Genomic DNA, 15428 nt, shown 5'->3' with positions numbered 1-15428 from the left:
AACAGAGAGCCCAGCATGTCCTTCTCGAATGCAACCTCCAGCGCCCCGATTGCTCGCAAGGCCGACGGTTCCGATCCCTATGCCTGGCTACAGAACCGCGACACTGACGAGGTGCTCGACTACCTCAAGGCGGAAAACGCCTGGCAGGAGCAGCAACTGGCAGAGCAGACCGGGTTGCGCGAAAACCTGTTTCAGGAGATCAAGGGCCGTATCCTTGAAACCGATCTGTCACTGCCCTCCCCTTGGGGGCCGTACCTTTATTACACGCGCACCACACAAGGCGATGAATACGCCCGTCACTATCGCTGCCCGCGCCCGGCCGACGACTCCAATACCGTGGACGAAAGCTGTGAAGAACTGTTGCTGGACCCGAACGCCATGGCCGATGGCGGCTTCTTTTCGCTGGGCGCGTTCAGCATCAGCCCCGACCATCAGCGCCTGGCCTACAGCCTGGACACCAGTGGCGACGAGGTGTACCAGCTTTACGTCAAGGAACTGAGCACCGGCCAGATCAGCAGCCTGCCGTTTGAGGACTGCGACGGAAGCATGACCTGGGCCAACGACAGCCAGACCCTGTTTTTCGGTGAGCTGGACGAGACCCATCGCCCCGGCAGGCTGCATCGCCACACATTGGGCAATGCATCGGCAGAGCTGGTGTTCGACGAGCCGGACGGTCGATTCTTCCTGCACTGCTTCCGCAGCAGTTCCGAACGCCAACTGATCATTCTGCTCAATAGCAAAACCACCAGCGAAGCGTGGGTGCTGGACGCCGATCATCCGCAACAGGCATTCACCTGCCTCGCGCCGCGCAGCGAAGGGCACGAGTATTATCCGGATCACGGGCTGCTCGATGGTGTGTGGAGCTGGTTCATCCGCAGCAATCAGAGCGGCATCAACTTCGCGCTGTATCACGCAGCGGAACAGGCCAGTGGCGCCCCGGTTCGCGAAGACTGGCAAACCCTGGTTGCGCACGATGACAAGGTCATGCTCGAAGGCGTGAGCCTCAACACCAAGGCGATCAGTCTGAGCCTGCGCGAAGGCGGCTTGCCGATCATCGAAGTACGCCCGCAGGATCTGCCTGCCTATCGCGTGCAGTTGCCCGACGCCGCGTACAGCCTGTATGTGCAGGACACCCTGGAGTTCGACAGCGACAGAATTCGCCTGCGCTATCAGTCGCTGAACCGTCCGGCACAGGTGCGTCAACTGACCCTGGCCAGCGGCGAGCAGGTAGTGCTCAAGGAAACGCCGGTGCTGGGCACTTTCAACGCCGACGCCTACGTCAGCCAGCGTCTGTGGGCGACCGCCAGTGATGGCACTCAGGTGCCGATCAGCCTGGTGGTCAAGCGCGAACTGGCCGGCAAGGCGACCCCGCTGTATCTGTACGGCTATGGTGCCTACGGCGAAAGCCTCGACCCGTGGTTTTCCCACGCGCGCCTTAGCCTGCTTGAACGTGGCGTGGCCTTTGCCATCGCCCATGTACGCGGCGGTGGCGAGCTGGGCGAGGCCTGGTATCGCAATGGCAAGCAGGAACACAAGCAGAACACCTTCGGCGACTTCATTGCCTGCGCCGAACACCTTGTTGCTCAGGGCCTGACCAGCGCCGAACAGCTTGTGATAAGCGGCGGCAGCGCCGGTGGCCTGCTGATCTGTGCCGTGCTCAATCAGCGACCCGAGCTGTTCAAGGCAGCAATTGCCGAAGTGCCGTTCGTCGATGTGCTGAACACCATGCTCGATCCGGACCTGCCGTTGACCGTCACCGAATACGACGAATGGGGCAACCCGCAGGAGCCTGAGGTCTATGAGCGCATCAAGTCCTACGCGCCTTATGAGAACGTCAGCGCTGAGGCGTACCCGGCCATGCTGGTCATCGCCGGTTACAACGACAGCCGTGTGCAGTATTGGGAAGCCGCCAAATGGGTCGCGAAGTTACGCGCCCGCAAAACCGACGATAATCTGCTGCTGCTCAAGACCGAACTGGGTGCCGGACACGGCGGCATGAGCGGTCGCTATCAAGGGTTGCGTGACGTGGCGCTGGAGTACGCGTTTATCTTCAAGGTATTGCAGATCGCCGAATGAACTTGGCGTGAAACACCTGTCTTACTAGCATCGGGGAGCACGGAGCTGCCCCCTTCGTATCAGGATTGAAAGACCGAACCATGTCAGAACCATTGTCCAACCTGAACAACGCCATACGCGACATGCTGCTGGACTGCGGCCTGTTCGACACGCTGCTGCCCGGCGACTTCGTGACTGTAGCCGGGTATTTCAGCATTACCGACATCGAAAAAGGCGAGACCATCTTTGCCGAGGGCGATGCCGGGACATTCATGTGCATCATTCATCAAGGCACTGTGTCTGTGCAGAAACTTGCCGCAGACGGTCAACAGGTCGAAATCGCCGTTCTGCGGCGCGGGCGGGCGTTCGGGGAAATGGCTGTACTGGATGGCGAACGTCGCTCGGCCAGCTGTATCGCGGCCACCCAATGCCAGTTATTGAACCTGGGACGCGACTCTCTGGACAAGATGCTCGACGAGGCGCCGAAAATCGCCGCCAAGATCATTCGTGCCCTGGCCATCTCGTTGTCCAGGCGCCTGCGCATGGTCGACGGCCAATTACTGTCGCAGCAGGTGTGAGTTTGCCCATCTGGCGCTAAACTTGCCGATATTCCGCTTTCAATGCGCACACGCACAGGTGACACCATGAGCACGGCCAATCCTCCTTCCCATACTGCCAAGCTGGACCGCATTCTGGCCGACGCCCAGCGCGACCGAGAAATGGGTTACCGCGACAAGGCGTTGCGCATGTACCCGCACGTTTGCGGCCGTTGCGCCCGCGAGTTCGCTGGCAAACGCCTCAGCGAACTGACCGTGCACCACCGCGACCACAACCATGACAACAACCCGCAGGACGGTTCCAACTGGGAGCTGCTGTGCCTGTATTGCCACGACAACGAGCACTCGCGTTACACCGATCAGCAGTATTTCGCCGACGGTTCGCTGAGCACTCCGAAAACCGCCAAGGCAACCCACAACCCGTTCGCTGCACTGGCCGGGCTGATGAAAAAGGACGAGTGACCTCGGTACCTCCAACGCCCCACGCTCCCCCGCCCTACCCGCACTTCTCCTGGCCTGCGGCCACCCGACCGACCGGATATTTCGCCATGCCCACCCGAACCTCAAGACGAACCTTTGTGAAAGGGCTGGCCGCCAGTGGCCTGCTCGGCGGCCTGGGGCTATGGCGCAGTCCGGCATGGGCGGTTCCGAACCCGGGTCAGCCGGCCGGGCTGTCCGGCACCGAGTTCGATCTGTATGTCGGCGAAACCCAGGTCAATATCACCGGTAATACCAGAACCGCGATGACGATCAACGGCGGTATTCCAGGCCCGCTGTTGCGCTGGCGCGAAGGTGATACGGTGACCATCAGGGTAAAAAACCGTCTCGACGAAGCCACCTCGATCCACTGGCACGGCATCATTCTGCCCGCCAACATGGACGGCGTGCCGGGGCTGAGCTTCGACGGTATCGCGCCCGATGGCATGTACGTCTATCGCTTCAAGGTCAAACAAAACGGCACCTATTGGTACCACAGCCACTCGGGCTTTCAGGAACAGTCGGGGGTTTACGGGCCGCTGGTGATCGACGCCAAAGAGCCAGAGCCATTCAAATACGACCGCGAACACGTGATCATGCTCAGCGACTGGACCGACGAAGAGCCGCTTCAACTGATGAAAACGCTCAAGAAACAGTCCGATTATTACAACAATAACAAGCGTACTGTCGGCGACTTCATCAACGACGTCGGTGAGAAAGGCTGGAGCGAGACCACTCGTGATCGCTGGATGTAGGCGAAAATGGGGATGGAGCCGACCGACCTGGCGGATGTCAGCGGCGCGACCTACACCTACCTGATGAACGGCCAGGCCCCGGACATGAACTGGACCGGGCTGTTCGTTCCCGGTGAGCGGATTCGACTGCGCTTGATCAACGGCTCGGCCATGACGTATTTCGACGTGCGTATCCCGGGCCTGAAAATGACCGTAGTCGCCAGCGATGGCTTGCACGTCAAGCCAGTAACGGTCGATGAATTGCGCATCGCAGTGGCAGAAACCTTCGACGTGATCGTCGAGCCTGCCGAAGGAGCCTACACGCTGTTCGCCCAGTCGATGGACCGCACCGGCTACGCCCGCGGCACCCTGGCCAGCAGGCCCGGCTTGCAGGCCGTCGTCCCGCCCCTGGATCCACGCCCATTGCTGAGCATGGATGATGTGGGCATGGCGGGTATGGATCATGGCAGCATGAACCACGGCGCAGCCCCGGCGATGGATGACATGTCAGGCATGGACCATAGCAAGATGGGCCATGACTCGATGCCCGGCCTGGACCACAGCAAGATGCCGATGAAAGAAACACCTGCCATGCAGTCACACCCGGACAGCGAACAAAACAATCCGCTGGTCGACATGCAGGCCATGAGCACCTCGCCCAAACTCGACGATCCGGGCATCGGCCTCAGGAACAACGGGCGCAGAGTTCTGACTTACGCAGACCTGCGCAGCACCTTCGAAGACCCGGACGGTCGTGAGCCCAGCCGCACGATCGAGCTGCACCTGACCGGGCACATGGAAAAATTCGCCTGGTCGTTCGACGGTGTGAAATTCTCGGACGCCAAACCGCTCATGCTCAAGTACGGCGAGCGAGTGCGTGTCGTGCTGGTCAACGACACGATGATGTCTCACCCCATCCATCTGCACGGCATGTGGAGCGATCTGGAAGACGAAAACGGTCAGTTCATGGTGCGCAAACACACCATCGACATGCCTCCGGGGTCACGCCGCAGCTATCGCGTCACCGCTGACGCACTGGGCCGTTGGGCTTATCACTGTCACATGCTGTACCACATGGAAATGGGCATGTTCCGCGAAGTACGGGTGGAAGAATGAGGATTTTACCGGTGAATGGATTGCGCAACTCGTCCTGCCTGCCAACCCTGCTGCTGACGGCAGGCCTGGCCATAACACGCTGGGCAACCACGCTGGCTGCCGGAATGGATAGCATGGAAGGCATGGATCATGGCAGCCACTCGATGCCTATGGACGCCAGCGAGCACAATGCCGTCCCCATGCAGAGCCGGACACCAATCCCGCCCGTCACCGACGCCGACCGGGCTGCGGTGTACACCAGCCATAGCGGGCATCAGGTCCACGACAGCGCCATCAACAGTTACTTTCTGGCCGACAAGCTGGAATGGCAGGACGCAAACGACGGCAGCGCGCTGGCCTGGGACCTGTCCGGCTGGATTGGCGGTGATGTCGACCGCTTGCTGTTGCGTTCAGAGGGCGAGCGCAGCAACGGCAAGACCGAGGAGGCGGAAATCCAGGCGTTATGGGGTCATGCCGTCAGCTCATCGTGGGACGTAGTCGCTGGGGCACGCCAGGACTTCAAACCTGGCGCGCCACAAACCTGGGCGGCTTTCGGCCTGCAAGGGCAGGCGATTTCGGATCTTGATATCGAAGCCACCGCATTCATCGGTGAAGCCGGGCAGACCGCGGCGCGCCTGGAAGCCGACTACGACCTGTTGCTGACCAACAATCTGATTCTTCAACCCACTGCCGAGCTGAATTTCTACGGCAAGAACGACCCGCAACGCGGCAATGGCTCGGGCTTGTCGACCAGTGAGTTCGGCCTTCGGCTGCGCTATGAAATCACCCCGCAATTCGCTCCTTACGTGGGCGTAACCTGGGATAGGTCCTACGGCAATACTGCCGATTACGCACGCGAAGACGGTGAGGACGTTGCCGATGCGCGTCTGGTCGTCGGTTTACGCATGTGGTTCTGAGAGCGTCGGAATTGAAAATGGCATTGCTCTGACGCTGCCGTATAATCCCCGGTTTTCTTCAGAGCACCCTCCCCGTGGCCAATAAACGGTACGCCTGCATCGGTCTTTACAACCCCAAGTCCCCGGAAAATGTCGGCTCCGTCATGCGAGCAGCCGGCTGCTACGGTGTGGCGTCGGTGTTCTATACCGGTAAACGCTATGAGCGTGCGCGGGACTTCATCACCGACACCAAGAAAATCCATCAGGACATCCCGCTGATCGGCATCGAAGACCTCAAAAGCATTCTGCCGCTGGGTTGCATTCCGGTGGCCGTTGAACTGGTCGACGGCGCCCGTGCCCTGCCTGAATACACGCACCCTGACCGCGCGTTGTATATCTTCGGTCCGGAAGACGGCTCGCTGGATCAGGACATTCGCGACTGGTGTGAAGACGTGGTCTATATCCCGACCGAGGGCTGCATGAATCTGGCCGCAACCGTCAACGTTGTGCTCTACGACCGCATGGCCAAAGGCATCAATACCCGCTCGGGGCCACAGTTCGGTCGCGAGAAAATCGATCCGGCCAGCGACCGCTGACGGAAAAGCATTGAACCTGTGTCGCGGGCGAGCAGTCAGTTTCTCTGAACCGGGTTACTACCTACTTCCTGCGAATTACCGCCTCATGGAGAGCCATCATGCGCGACACCCCGATTATCGAACGCATCGACACACCTGAACTGCTGCAGCGCAACCCTGATCAGAACGTCCACGGCTGGGAGCGCATTGGCTCACTGGCTGGCGGTGTACTGATGATGGGCAAAGGTGTCCGTCGTGGCGGCTTTCTGGGCCTGATCCAACTGGCCATCGGCGGCGCAGTGCTGGCTCGCGGCATCAGCGGTCACTGCTCGGCCAAAAGCCTGGTGGAAAAAGGTCGCAGCGACCTGCACAGCGCCCGCTCGACTATCGAACGTGCCGGTGCCCAGTTGAACAACCTGAAAGACGACGCCGAAAACGCGGTGAAAAACGCTGCCGTCAAAGGTGTGGAAGCGCTGGCCGAGCCAAAGCCGGTCGTTTAAACGCTCAACCTGCGCGAAAGATCAGGTAATCCTCCCAGTCGTCTTCAGCCACACTGTTCTCGCTGAGCATGCGGCCTGACTGGGAGATACGCTCGTGATGCACAGCCGTGCGATCACCACACACCAAATGATGCCAGAGCGGCAAATCCTTGCCCTCGCTGACCAGCCGGTAGCCACAGGTGGGCGGTAGCCATTTGAATTCATCTGCCTGCCCCGGCGTCAGCTGAATACAGTCAGGCACCGATGCACGACGATTGGCGTAGTCGGAGCACTGGCAGGTCGTCAGGTCCAGCAGCTTGCAGGCGATCCGCGTGTAATAAACGCTGTTATCTTCTTCGTCTTCCAGCTTTTGCAGACAGCACAAGCCACAGCCATCGCACAACGATTCCCACTCCTCGGTGCTGAGCTGGTCGAGGGTTTTGCGAATCCAGAAGGGTTCAACTTTAGCGGCCATGGTTCGGACAACGGTATCGAAAATGAAAAGGCCGTCAGTCTAGAGGTACAAGGGGTGCGGGCCAAGCACTTGCGACTGCCGGTAGCCGGGACTTGTCAGCGACAGGGCAAAACAGTAGCGTTAACGGGTTTTCCAGTGCGCTCAAGCGATGCCTGCCGTCCACGGCCCATCAAGCCACGCTCGTTTTTCACCTTCGCTATCAAGGACTTTCATGAGCACGAACCCTCGCATCGCCGATCACCCTATCGACCCGCAATTCACCGAACGCTGGTCGCCACGTGCATTCAGTGGCGAAAGCATCGATCAGGAAACCCTGCTGAGCTTTTTCGAAGCGGCACGCTGGGCACCCTCGGCCTACAACACGCAGCCTTGGCGTTTTCTGTATGCACGTCGCGACACGCCTAACTGGGAGCGTTATCTGGGCCTGCTCAACGAGTTCAACCGCAACTGGGCGCAACATGCAGCAGCATTGGTGATCATTGTCTCCAAGACCACCTTCGTCGCGCCAGGCGCAACCGAAGAAAGCCCGGCCTTGTGGCACACCTTCGATACCGGCTCGGCCTGGGGTTATCTTGCACTGCAAGCGAGCCTGAGCGGCTGGCACACCCACGGCATGGCGGGCTTCGATCAGGACCTGACCCGCAAGGAGCTGAACATTCCCGAGGATTACGCACTGCACGCCGCGGTGGCCATTGGCAAGATCGGTGACAAGTCGACGCTGCCGGAATACCTGCAAGGCCGCGAAGCGCCAAGCCCGCGCAAGCCACTGGCAGAACTGGCCGCTGAAGGTGATTTTTCGCTGTAACTGACTGTTCTCTGCAATCGATGCCGACGAGCCGACGAGCCGACGAGCCGACGCCTAAACGTCGGCTCGTTCGGAACGGCTTCAATAACCTCGCGAAAAATCGACCTCTCCGCGCAGTGCTTCTCCAGCCTGAAACGCCTTGAGGTTTTCAACGAAAAGCTCGGTCATGGCTACCGGCGATGTCGGTGCCGAACTGTGACCGGTCAACAGCAGACCATAGGCGGTCCAGAATGGATGGCGCTGCGGCAAAGGCTCCTGACGGCAGACGTCAATGACCGCACCGGCCAGATGGCCTTCCTTCAACGCCTCGACCAGATCTGCGTCCACAACCGCTACACCGCGCCCAACGTTAATGAACAGCGCCGTTGGCTTGAAGCTGGCGAACAGCTTCGCGTCATACAGGTCGTGGGTCTCAGGTGTGTTGGGCAGTAGATTGATGACGTAATCCATCTCGCCAAGCAGCCGCGTCATGTCAGACAGCGCTGTTACCTCGATGAACGGCGCCTGAGTGCGCGCACTGGAGGCAACGCCGTAAACCTGCACACCGAACGGCAATAGAAACTCGGCAACACGCTGGCCGATATCACCGGCGCCCACGATCAATACCTTGCGACCAGACAGGCTCTGGCCAGTACGATTGTCCCACTTGCGCTCGACCTGACTCATCAAACGCGCCAGCACCTCACGCTCGTGACCGAGCATGTAGGTCAAAACGAATTCGGCCATGACCTGACCGAAAATCCCGACTGCACGTGTCAGGCGATATTCGCGCGACAGGCTGTCGGCCAGCAGTGGCGTAATACCCGCCCAGGTGGATTGCAGCCACTGAGGCTTGTGCCCTTGACGCAGCAGGTTGGCCATCAGGTCCGGCTGTCCCAGCCAGACCGGGCAATCGCTGGCCATTCGCGACAGCTCGGCAGAGTCGCCCGTGCTGAAGACTTCCAGATCAGGCGCAGCCTTGCGCAACAATTGGGTGTAAACGTGATAATCGTGCTCGGCAATCAGAACGCGCATGTTTCAAAAACCTTAAAAACAGGACAGGCAGCCCACGGCGATGTGGACCGCTTTACAACGTGAGCAACTATTACATCGGATCGTTGCGGCGCAGCAGCTCTTCCGGCAAATGCTCGATGTAGTCATCTTCGGCAGGGGGCATCTGCAGGTGATAGCCCTGGCTGTCGAGATTCTCCAGCACCACATTGATGTCCTCGCGCGACAGCGCACGCTCGGGACTCAGGACCAGGTCAAATGCATGAACCGGCTTGCCAAACGCGACCAGCAGTTCAGGCGGCACGCGTTTGAGGACATCGCTTTTCAAGACGTAAAGGTACATCTCGTTTCTTTTCGGGCTGCGATAAATCGAGCAGATACGCTTCAAGACTGTTCTCCGGGGGTGGCCAGGCTGTCCAGCAGCGCCTGACCCATCAACTCGCGACGCCAGCCACGCAGCGAGTCGGGCAATTGGTAAGGACCGTCGGGGTAGCCGCTCTTGAGCAGCGCTTCGAGAGTCTTCTTGCGCAGCATCAACTCCGGGGCCATGTCCAGTTGCTCGGCGTATTGCTGACCGATTGCACGCAGACGCTTGATCGACCCGGCCGCATCAATGGGCAGTGGCTCAGGCAATGCAGGAGGCCACTGTTCTGGCGGAAGCGTGCCTGCGGTCTTTATCAGCTCAAGCAGAAACTCGCCGTCATGGCGAACGGTGCGCGGGTGCATGTCTTCGATACGCCCCAGTGCAGCGAGGTTATCCGGCTGCGTCTTGGCCAATGGCCACAGCGAGTGCTCACGCACAATGCGGTTGCGCGGCAGGTTGCGGGCGCGCGCCTCGCGCTCACGCCAGGCACACAACTCACGCAGCACCGCCAACTGGGCACGGGACAGTTTCCAGGCCAGTTTGGCCTCACGGTACACCTCGTACGGGTCAACTTCGCGGCGCAGGTTGGCGACCAGTTCGGCACCGTCATCCAGCAGCCAGGCGTATTTGTCATCGGACAAACGCGGGCGCAGGATGGAGAAAAGCTCGGCAAGGTGCACTGCATCTTCAGCGGCATAGCTGATCTGCGTTTCCGACAGCGGACGTTGCAGCCAGTCAGAACGGGTTTCGCCCTTGGGCAGGTCGATGTTGAGGACCTCCTGCACCAGACGCGAATAGCCCATGGAAAAACCGAGGTTCAGGTAAGCGGCTGCCAACTGGGTATCAAACAACGGCACCGGCAGGCTGCCAGTCAGACGCAGCAAAACTTCGAGGTCCTCGCTGCACGCGTGCACTACCTTGATGACGTCGGGGTTTTCGAGCAACGCAGACAGCGGCTGCCAGTCGTTGATCAGCAAAGGATCAATAAGCCAGGCGCTTTGCCCGTCGCCAATCTGCAGTAGCGCTGCTATCGGATAAAAAGTATCGACCCGCATAAACTCGGTGTCGAGCGCGACAAAAGGCAGCAACTGCCATTCTGCGCAATGCCGGGCGAGGCTGTCGTCGTCGCGAATCCAGTGAATATCGATGGCCACACGGCTCTCCCTTCAACAATGGCGCGCAGTATATATCGTGATGGGAGATTATCGCGCGTCTGTCGTCCCGGTCTGGCGTATCTTCACGCAAATGACGGACAGGAGGAACTGTTGCCTGGCAAAAGGGCCAAGGATGAGCGTCCCCACGCAAGCGTGGAAACGATCTCTATCCTGAGCAAGCACAGATTTTACTGCTTGTCAGCGGCCGCCAGCTCAGTGCGGCACTCGGAGAACATATCCAGGCTTGGGTTGTAGACCTGAGTGTCGACTTTCAACAAGCCGAGCATTGAATGAAAGAGATTGTCCTGGCTCAACGGCGCATTGCGCTGTTTGGCCAGGCACTCCGGGCTGACTGCAAAGGACTTCTGATAGGTATCGGACAACCAGATAAGCATCGGCACATGCTTTTGCTGATCAGGAGCCAGTACATACGGTGTGCCGTGCAAGAACAAGTTGTACTCGCCAAGCGACTCACCATGGTCCGACAGGTACACCATGGCAGTGTCGACCTTGTTTTGATTACTGCGCAACAGATCAATCAACGTGGCCAGTACGTGATCGGTATACAACAGTGTGTTGTCGTAGGCATTGACGATGCTGTCCCGGCTGCAATTGTTCAAGGCATTGCTTTCACACACCGGCGTAAACTTTTCAAACTCTTTAGGGTAACGCTTGAAGTATTCAGGGCCATGGCTACCCATCTGGTGCAGCACCAGAACAGTGTCCTTGTCGAGGCTGTCGATAAAACCCTGCAGGTTTTGCAACAGTATCTCGTCGCGGCATTCATGGCTGTTGCACAACAACGGGTCCTTGAGATTACTGACATCCTGGAAGGTCACTCGATCACAGGTCCCTTTGCAGCCCGCCTGATTATCACGCCACACCACTTCTATACCGGCACGCTTCAGGACATCCAGCAAACCTTCCTGATTACGGGCCTTGGTTGCGTTGTAGTTCTTTCGACCCATGTTGGAGAACATGCACGGCACCGACACTGCGGTTTCGGTGCCGCACGAGTAAACATCGGTAAACGCCACCAACCCGCTCTCCTTGTTCAGGTTGGGCGTGGTGTCGCGACCATAGCCAAGAATTCCGAAGTTTTCGGCACGGGCACTTTCACCCACGACCAGTACGGTCAACGACTTGCGGGCATGCGTGGCCCAGTCCGCCGACCGCTTGGCGTCCTCGCCAATCTTGGCGAACGGGCGCTGTGCGGAGATCACTTGCTCGCTCAGGTAGCCAAGCGAGGCACCGATGTAATTGCTTGGCACGACCATCAGGCGCAATTCGTGATGGTTGCGGAACAACGAGGACAAACCTTGATAATTCGCCAGCGCAACGCCGCCTATTGCCACGCAACAGACCACGCCTACCACCAGCTTGCTGAACAGTTCCAGGTGCCAGCGACGGTAGCTGATCGGCAGTTTCCACAGAATCAGCGAAGGCAGTACACCCAACAGAACGATATACAACGCCAGTTTAAAAGACAGCAGCCCCTGCACTTCCGTCACGTTGGTTTCGGCAAAGTTTCGGAACATCCCGGCGTCAATCATGACACCGTACTCGGTCATGAAATACACCACCCCGGCGCTGATCATAAACAGAGCGATCACCACAGGCTTAAACACACGGCGAAATGCCAACAGCGTCAGAACGATATTGAATACGCAGAAAATCATCAGCCCGAATGCAAAGCGCATGGCCAGGCCTTTGGCATCGGAGCTGGTAATCGCGAAAAGATGCTGCCACAGATTTATATTGAAACCCAGTAACAGAAAGGCACTGGCAAGTAAGGTAACAACCTCTGGACGAACAGTTCTGGGTGTCGGCATCGTGGTCTGCTTATCGAATTAATATGCATCGGGCATTCAGAAGCCAGATAACTCCCGATGGCGCGCACTCTAGGCAGCGCTTCATCAATTTTATGTGAAAACGGTGAGAGGATTGGGTTGAATGAAGCTTATTTCACCGTGAAGCAATACGCGCCCATAAACGTGCAGTTAGCCCGCCAACAAAGCGTCTGCGCAAGCAAGCTCGCGCAGACGCTGTCACTCTGGAAACGCTCGATCAGACCGAACGACGGCGATAGGCACGATAGCCCGGCAGCCAGAAATTACGCTCGATGGCTTCAAGCAGTGCCTCTTCGGAAGTTTCCAGTGCCAAGCCTTCAGCCTGGGCCTCTTTGGCAACAGCCAGAGCAATTTTACGGCTCACCTGCTGAATTTCCTTGAGTGGCGGCAACACCGCATCGCCCTGCCCCGTGACCATCGGCGAACACTCGGCCAGCGCATTGGATGCCGCCATCAGCATACGGTCGGTGATGCGCGACGCCTTGCAAGCCACCACGCCGAGGCCGATGCCCGGAAAGATATAGGAGTTGTTGCACTGAGCGATGTGCACGGTGCGACCGTTGATCTCCACCGGCGCGAACGGACTGCCGGTAGCAACCAGCGCATTGCCATCCGTCCAGCGCAGGATTTCTTCCGGGGTGGCTTCTACCTTGGAAGTCGGATTGGATAGCGGCATTACCAGTGGTTTGGCGCAATGCTTGTGCAGTTCGCGAATCACTTGCTCGGTGAACAGACCACGCTGCCCGGACACGCCGATCAACACCGTGGCCCCGGCGTTCGTCACCACGTCGAGCAACTGCGGGAAGGCTTCTGTGCCAGCAGTCCAGCCAGACACATCGGCGGTCTTCTGCGCCAGACGCTTCTGGAAATCGAGCAGATTGTCCATACCCTCGGTCAGCAGGCCGAAGCGATCAACCATGAAGATACGTTTGCGCGCTTCGCTTTCACTCAGGCCTTCGATGCGCATCGCTGCGATGATGTGCTCGGCGATCCCGCAGCCCGCCGAACCGGCACCGACAAACACCACCTTCTGCTGGCCGAGGGTTTCATTCTTGGCCTTGCAGGCCGCCAGCAACGTACCCACGGCAACCGACGCGGTGCCCTGGATGTCATCGTTGAAGCAGCACAGCTCGTCCCGATACTTTTCGAGCAGCGGCATGGCGTTGGACTGGGCAAAATCTTCAAACTGCAACAGCACGTCCGGCCAGCGACGCTGCACCGCGTCGATGAACAGCGCGATGAAGTCTTCGTATTCCTTGCCCGATACCCGCTCGTGACGCCAGCCCATGTACATCGGGTCATCCAGCAGCTCACGGTTGTTGGTGCCCACATCCAGCACGATCGGCAGCGTGTACGCCGGGCTGATGCCGCCACAGGCGGTGTACAGCGACAGTTTGCCAATCGGAATGCCCATGCCACCGATACCCTGGTCGCCCAGACCGAGAATTCGCTCGCTGTCGGTCACGACAATGATTTTGATCCGGTCTTTGGTGGCGCTGCGCAGAATGTCATCGATGCGGTCGCGCTCGGGGTAGGAAATGAACAGGCCACGGTGCGTGCGGTAGATCTTGGAGAATTCCTGACACGCCTGACCCACCGTCGGGGTGTAGATAATCGGCAGCATCTCGTCCAGATGCGAGTCCAGCAGGCGGAAGAACAGAGTTTCGTTGTTGTCCTGGATCGAACGCAGGTAGATATGCTTGTCCAGATCGCTCGCGCACTGCTTGTACTGGCTGTAGACCCGGGTGACTTGCTCTTCGATGGTCTCTACGTTCTGCGGCAGGAGCCCGATCAGATTGAATTCGACCCGCTCTTGCGGGGTGAAGGCACTGCCTTTGTTCAGCAGGGGCATTTCCAGCAGTGAGGGTCCTGCATAGGAAATATACAAAGGTCGCGAAGTTTTGGTCATTTTCTCTAATCGCCTTTTTCGTCTACTCATTAATTCTTTACGTCGACCGGGGCGGGCAGCCTGGCTCGTTTCTTGTTATTTTTTCTTGTCGCCAGTTCTCTATCAGGCCATGCCGAAAACCATTCGGCGTGTAAGGTCAGGGCGAACATATTACCCGGCTAAAGGCCCATTGCGACATTTTGTCGCGCAAAGAATGGCTAAGTGACGCTACTACCGGCGCAGCTTTCCAGACCAGCGGGTGCACATAGCACGCTGGAGACCGTCATCAGAATGGATGAGAACGCCCCGACGAAAGCCGGGGCCTGAAAAGGTCAGGACACGCCTGGTTTTTCAGCGATGAGCCCGATGGTGAAGCCGTCCACCGCCGAGATCCTGCCGCGCCACAACACACCTGCGTCGCAAATCGGATTACCGTCAGTGGAATAGGTCCGGCAATCCTTCAGGTGAATGAAATGGAATGCTGGCGTGTCTTCGGAAGACTCTCCCGGCTTGAAGGACAGAATCATTTCTTTCATCGTCACGTCAGTGCCATTGGCAAACGAACTGAACGGCGCCGAAATATCGTCGGCCAACTGCTCAAAATAGGTGTCGTGAGAAATCAGGTGCCCGGAAACCAGATTCCCGCCCACCGACAGCGTCACGCCCAGCTCCACCTTGGTGTTCGCGACAAACTTGACCAGCCATTGCAGCAACCAGTCGATCTGCTTGCCCTGCCACTTGAACTGGGCAATCACATCATCATGGCTCTGACTGGGAGAGGGTTGCGACTTTTGTACCTGATCTACGTCCGACATCTGATAGCTCCTCGCCTCACAAAACGTTGAACCCAAGGTATAGATCAGAAAGGGCTAAAGGGGAAACCGGGAGGGGTGAATAGTTTGGGAGTGGTGATGGGGCGGCATCGTCCCGACTTCGCTCAAGCGTTCGGGGTTGCTGTCGATTTCCAAAAAGTGAATAGCAACTCGGCGAAAAGCACACAAATTTGTTGCGCAATCAAGGCCTCAAGTATACTT

Annotated in this window: 14 protein-coding genes and 1 pseudogene; 8 read left to right on the top strand and 7 right to left on the bottom strand. The window is 58.5% G+C overall.

Annotation, left to right across the window (positions count from 1 at the left end; all coding sequences use genetic code 11):
- Nucleotides 1–15: 15 nt before the first annotated feature.
- From FFH21_RS08195 to FFH21_RS08165, 7 genes and pseudogenes are all read left to right on the top strand, one after another.
- Nucleotides 16–2076 carry a S9 family peptidase gene (locus FFH21_RS08195; protein WP_011168105.1) on the top strand — a complete coding sequence of 687 codons (2061 nt, stop codon included), beginning with the start codon at nucleotides 16–18 and terminating at the stop codon, nucleotides 2074–2076.
- Between the two features lie 80 nt (nucleotides 2077–2156).
- Nucleotides 2157–2633 (top strand): cyclic nucleotide-binding domain-containing protein, encoded by a 477-nt coding sequence (locus FFH21_RS08190; RefSeq protein WP_002552612.1) that lies wholly within the window; start codon nucleotides 2157–2159, stop codon nucleotides 2631–2633.
- Nucleotides 2634–2699: 66 nt separating this feature from the next.
- Nucleotides 2700–3074 (top strand): YajD family HNH nuclease, encoded by a 375-nt coding sequence (locus FFH21_RS08185; RefSeq protein ID WP_002552611.1) that lies wholly within the window; start codon nucleotides 2700–2702, stop codon nucleotides 3072–3074.
- A gap of 86 nt (nucleotides 3075–3160) precedes the next feature.
- Nucleotides 3161–4939: pseudogene (locus FFH21_RS08180) on the top strand (copper resistance system multicopper oxidase).
- Nucleotides 4940–4950: 11 nt separating this feature from the next.
- Nucleotides 4951–5835 (top strand): copper resistance protein B, encoded by an 885-nt coding sequence (locus tag FFH21_RS08175; protein ID WP_041924757.1) that lies wholly within the window; start codon nucleotides 4951–4953, stop codon nucleotides 5833–5835.
- A 74-nt stretch (nucleotides 5836–5909) separates the two neighbouring features.
- Nucleotides 5910–6410: an RNA methyltransferase gene (locus FFH21_RS08170; protein WP_002552608.1), complete on the top strand. Its 501-nt coding sequence runs from the start codon at nucleotides 5910–5912 to the stop codon at nucleotides 6408–6410.
- Nucleotides 6411–6508: 98 nt separating this feature from the next.
- Nucleotides 6509–6889, top strand: coding sequence for a DUF2892 domain-containing protein (locus FFH21_RS08165; protein WP_002552607.1), 381 nt, complete (start codon nucleotides 6509–6511; stop codon nucleotides 6887–6889).
- Between the two features lie 4 nt (nucleotides 6890–6893).
- Here the strand turns inward: FFH21_RS08165 and FFH21_RS08160 are convergent, their stop codons facing one another.
- The gene (locus FFH21_RS08160; protein WP_011168103.1) at nucleotides 6894–7343 is read right to left on the bottom strand and encodes a YcgN family cysteine cluster protein; all 450 of its coding nucleotides are present in this window, start codon (nucleotides 7341–7343) and stop codon (nucleotides 6894–6896) included.
- A gap of 211 nt (nucleotides 7344–7554) precedes the next feature.
- Between FFH21_RS08160 and FFH21_RS08155 the strand changes: the two genes are divergently transcribed.
- Nucleotides 7555–8148: a nitroreductase family protein gene (locus FFH21_RS08155; RefSeq protein ID WP_004657710.1), complete on the top strand. Its 594-nt coding sequence runs from the start codon at nucleotides 7555–7557 to the stop codon at nucleotides 8146–8148.
- A gap of 81 nt (nucleotides 8149–8229) precedes the next feature.
- Here FFH21_RS08155 and FFH21_RS08150 read toward each other — a convergent pair whose 3' ends face one another.
- The 6 genes from FFH21_RS08150 to gvpU all read right to left on the bottom strand — a co-directional run bounded on the left by FFH21_RS08150 (nucleotide 8230) and on the right by gvpU (nucleotide 15209).
- Nucleotides 8230–9162, bottom strand: a complete 933-nt coding sequence (locus FFH21_RS08150; protein ID WP_004664280.1) for a D-2-hydroxyacid dehydrogenase — start codon at nucleotides 9160–9162, stop codon at nucleotides 8230–8232.
- Nucleotides 9163–9232: 70 nt separating this feature from the next.
- Complete coding sequence (locus FFH21_RS08145) at nucleotides 9233–9526, bottom strand: YcgL domain-containing protein (protein WP_003407219.1); 294 nt, start codon at nucleotides 9524–9526, stop codon at nucleotides 9233–9235.
- The gene (gene rnd, locus FFH21_RS08140; protein WP_011168102.1) at nucleotides 9523–10656 is read right to left on the bottom strand and encodes a ribonuclease D; all 1134 of its coding nucleotides are present in this window, start codon (nucleotides 10654–10656) and stop codon (nucleotides 9523–9525) included. Before rnd ends, FFH21_RS08145 begins: the two co-directional genes overlap by 4 nt.
- 188 nt (nucleotides 10657–10844) lie before the next feature.
- A complete protein-coding gene (locus FFH21_RS08135) occupies nucleotides 10845–12488 on the bottom strand; it encodes a phosphoethanolamine transferase (RefSeq protein ID WP_004664278.1) in 1644 nt (547 codons plus the stop codon).
- A gap of 235 nt (nucleotides 12489–12723) precedes the next feature.
- The gene (locus FFH21_RS08130; RefSeq protein WP_005732877.1) at nucleotides 12724–14415 is read right to left on the bottom strand and encodes an NAD-dependent malic enzyme; all 1692 of its coding nucleotides are present in this window, start codon (nucleotides 14413–14415) and stop codon (nucleotides 12724–12726) included.
- A gap of 311 nt (nucleotides 14416–14726) precedes the next feature.
- Nucleotides 14727–15209: a gas vesicle accessory protein GvpU gene (gene gvpU / locus FFH21_RS08125; RefSeq protein ID WP_004657701.1), complete on the bottom strand. Its 483-nt coding sequence runs from the start codon at nucleotides 15207–15209 to the stop codon at nucleotides 14727–14729.
- Nucleotides 15210–15428: the final 219 nt, after the last annotated feature.

Origin of the sequence: Pseudomonas sp. KBS0707 (assembly GCF_005937945.2) — a bacterium.
Classification (GTDB): Bacteria; Pseudomonadota; Gammaproteobacteria; order Pseudomonadales; family Pseudomonadaceae; genus Aquipseudomonas; species Aquipseudomonas amygdali.
Note: the sequence above shows the minus strand (reverse complement) of the source record. Positions and strands in the feature narration are given on the sequence as shown.

Bases quoted from the DNA above. Each gene is read 5' to 3' on its own strand.
- FFH21_RS08165 (WP_002552607.1), top strand. From the start codon at position 6,509: ATGCGCGACACCCCGATTATCGAACGCATCGACACACCTGAACTGCTG.
- FFH21_RS08195 (WP_011168105.1), top strand. From the start codon at position 16: ATGTCCTTCTCGAATGCAACCTCCAGCGCCCCGATTGCTCGCAAGGCC.
- FFH21_RS08135 (WP_004664278.1), bottom strand. From the start codon at position 12,488: ATGCCGACACCCAGAACTGTTCGTCCAGAGGTTGTTACCTTACTTGCC.
- FFH21_RS08160 (WP_011168103.1), bottom strand. From the start codon at position 7,343: ATGGCCGCTAAAGTTGAACCCTTCTGGATTCGCAAAACCCTCGACCAG.
- FFH21_RS08150 (WP_004664280.1), bottom strand. From the start codon at position 9,162: ATGCGCGTTCTGATTGCCGAGCACGATTATCACGTTTACACCCAATTG.
- FFH21_RS08190 (WP_002552612.1), top strand. From the start codon at position 2,157: ATGTCAGAACCATTGTCCAACCTGAACAACGCCATACGCGACATGCTG.
- FFH21_RS08130 (WP_005732877.1), bottom strand. From the start codon at position 14,415: ATGACCAAAACTTCGCGACCTTTGTATATTTCCTATGCAGGACCCTCA.
- FFH21_RS08185 (WP_002552611.1), top strand. From the start codon at position 2,700: ATGAGCACGGCCAATCCTCCTTCCCATACTGCCAAGCTGGACCGCATT.
- gvpU (WP_004657701.1), bottom strand. From the start codon at position 15,209: ATGTCGGACGTAGATCAGGTACAAAAGTCGCAACCCTCTCCCAGTCAG.
- FFH21_RS08155 (WP_004657710.1), top strand. From the start codon at position 7,555: ATGAGCACGAACCCTCGCATCGCCGATCACCCTATCGACCCGCAATTC.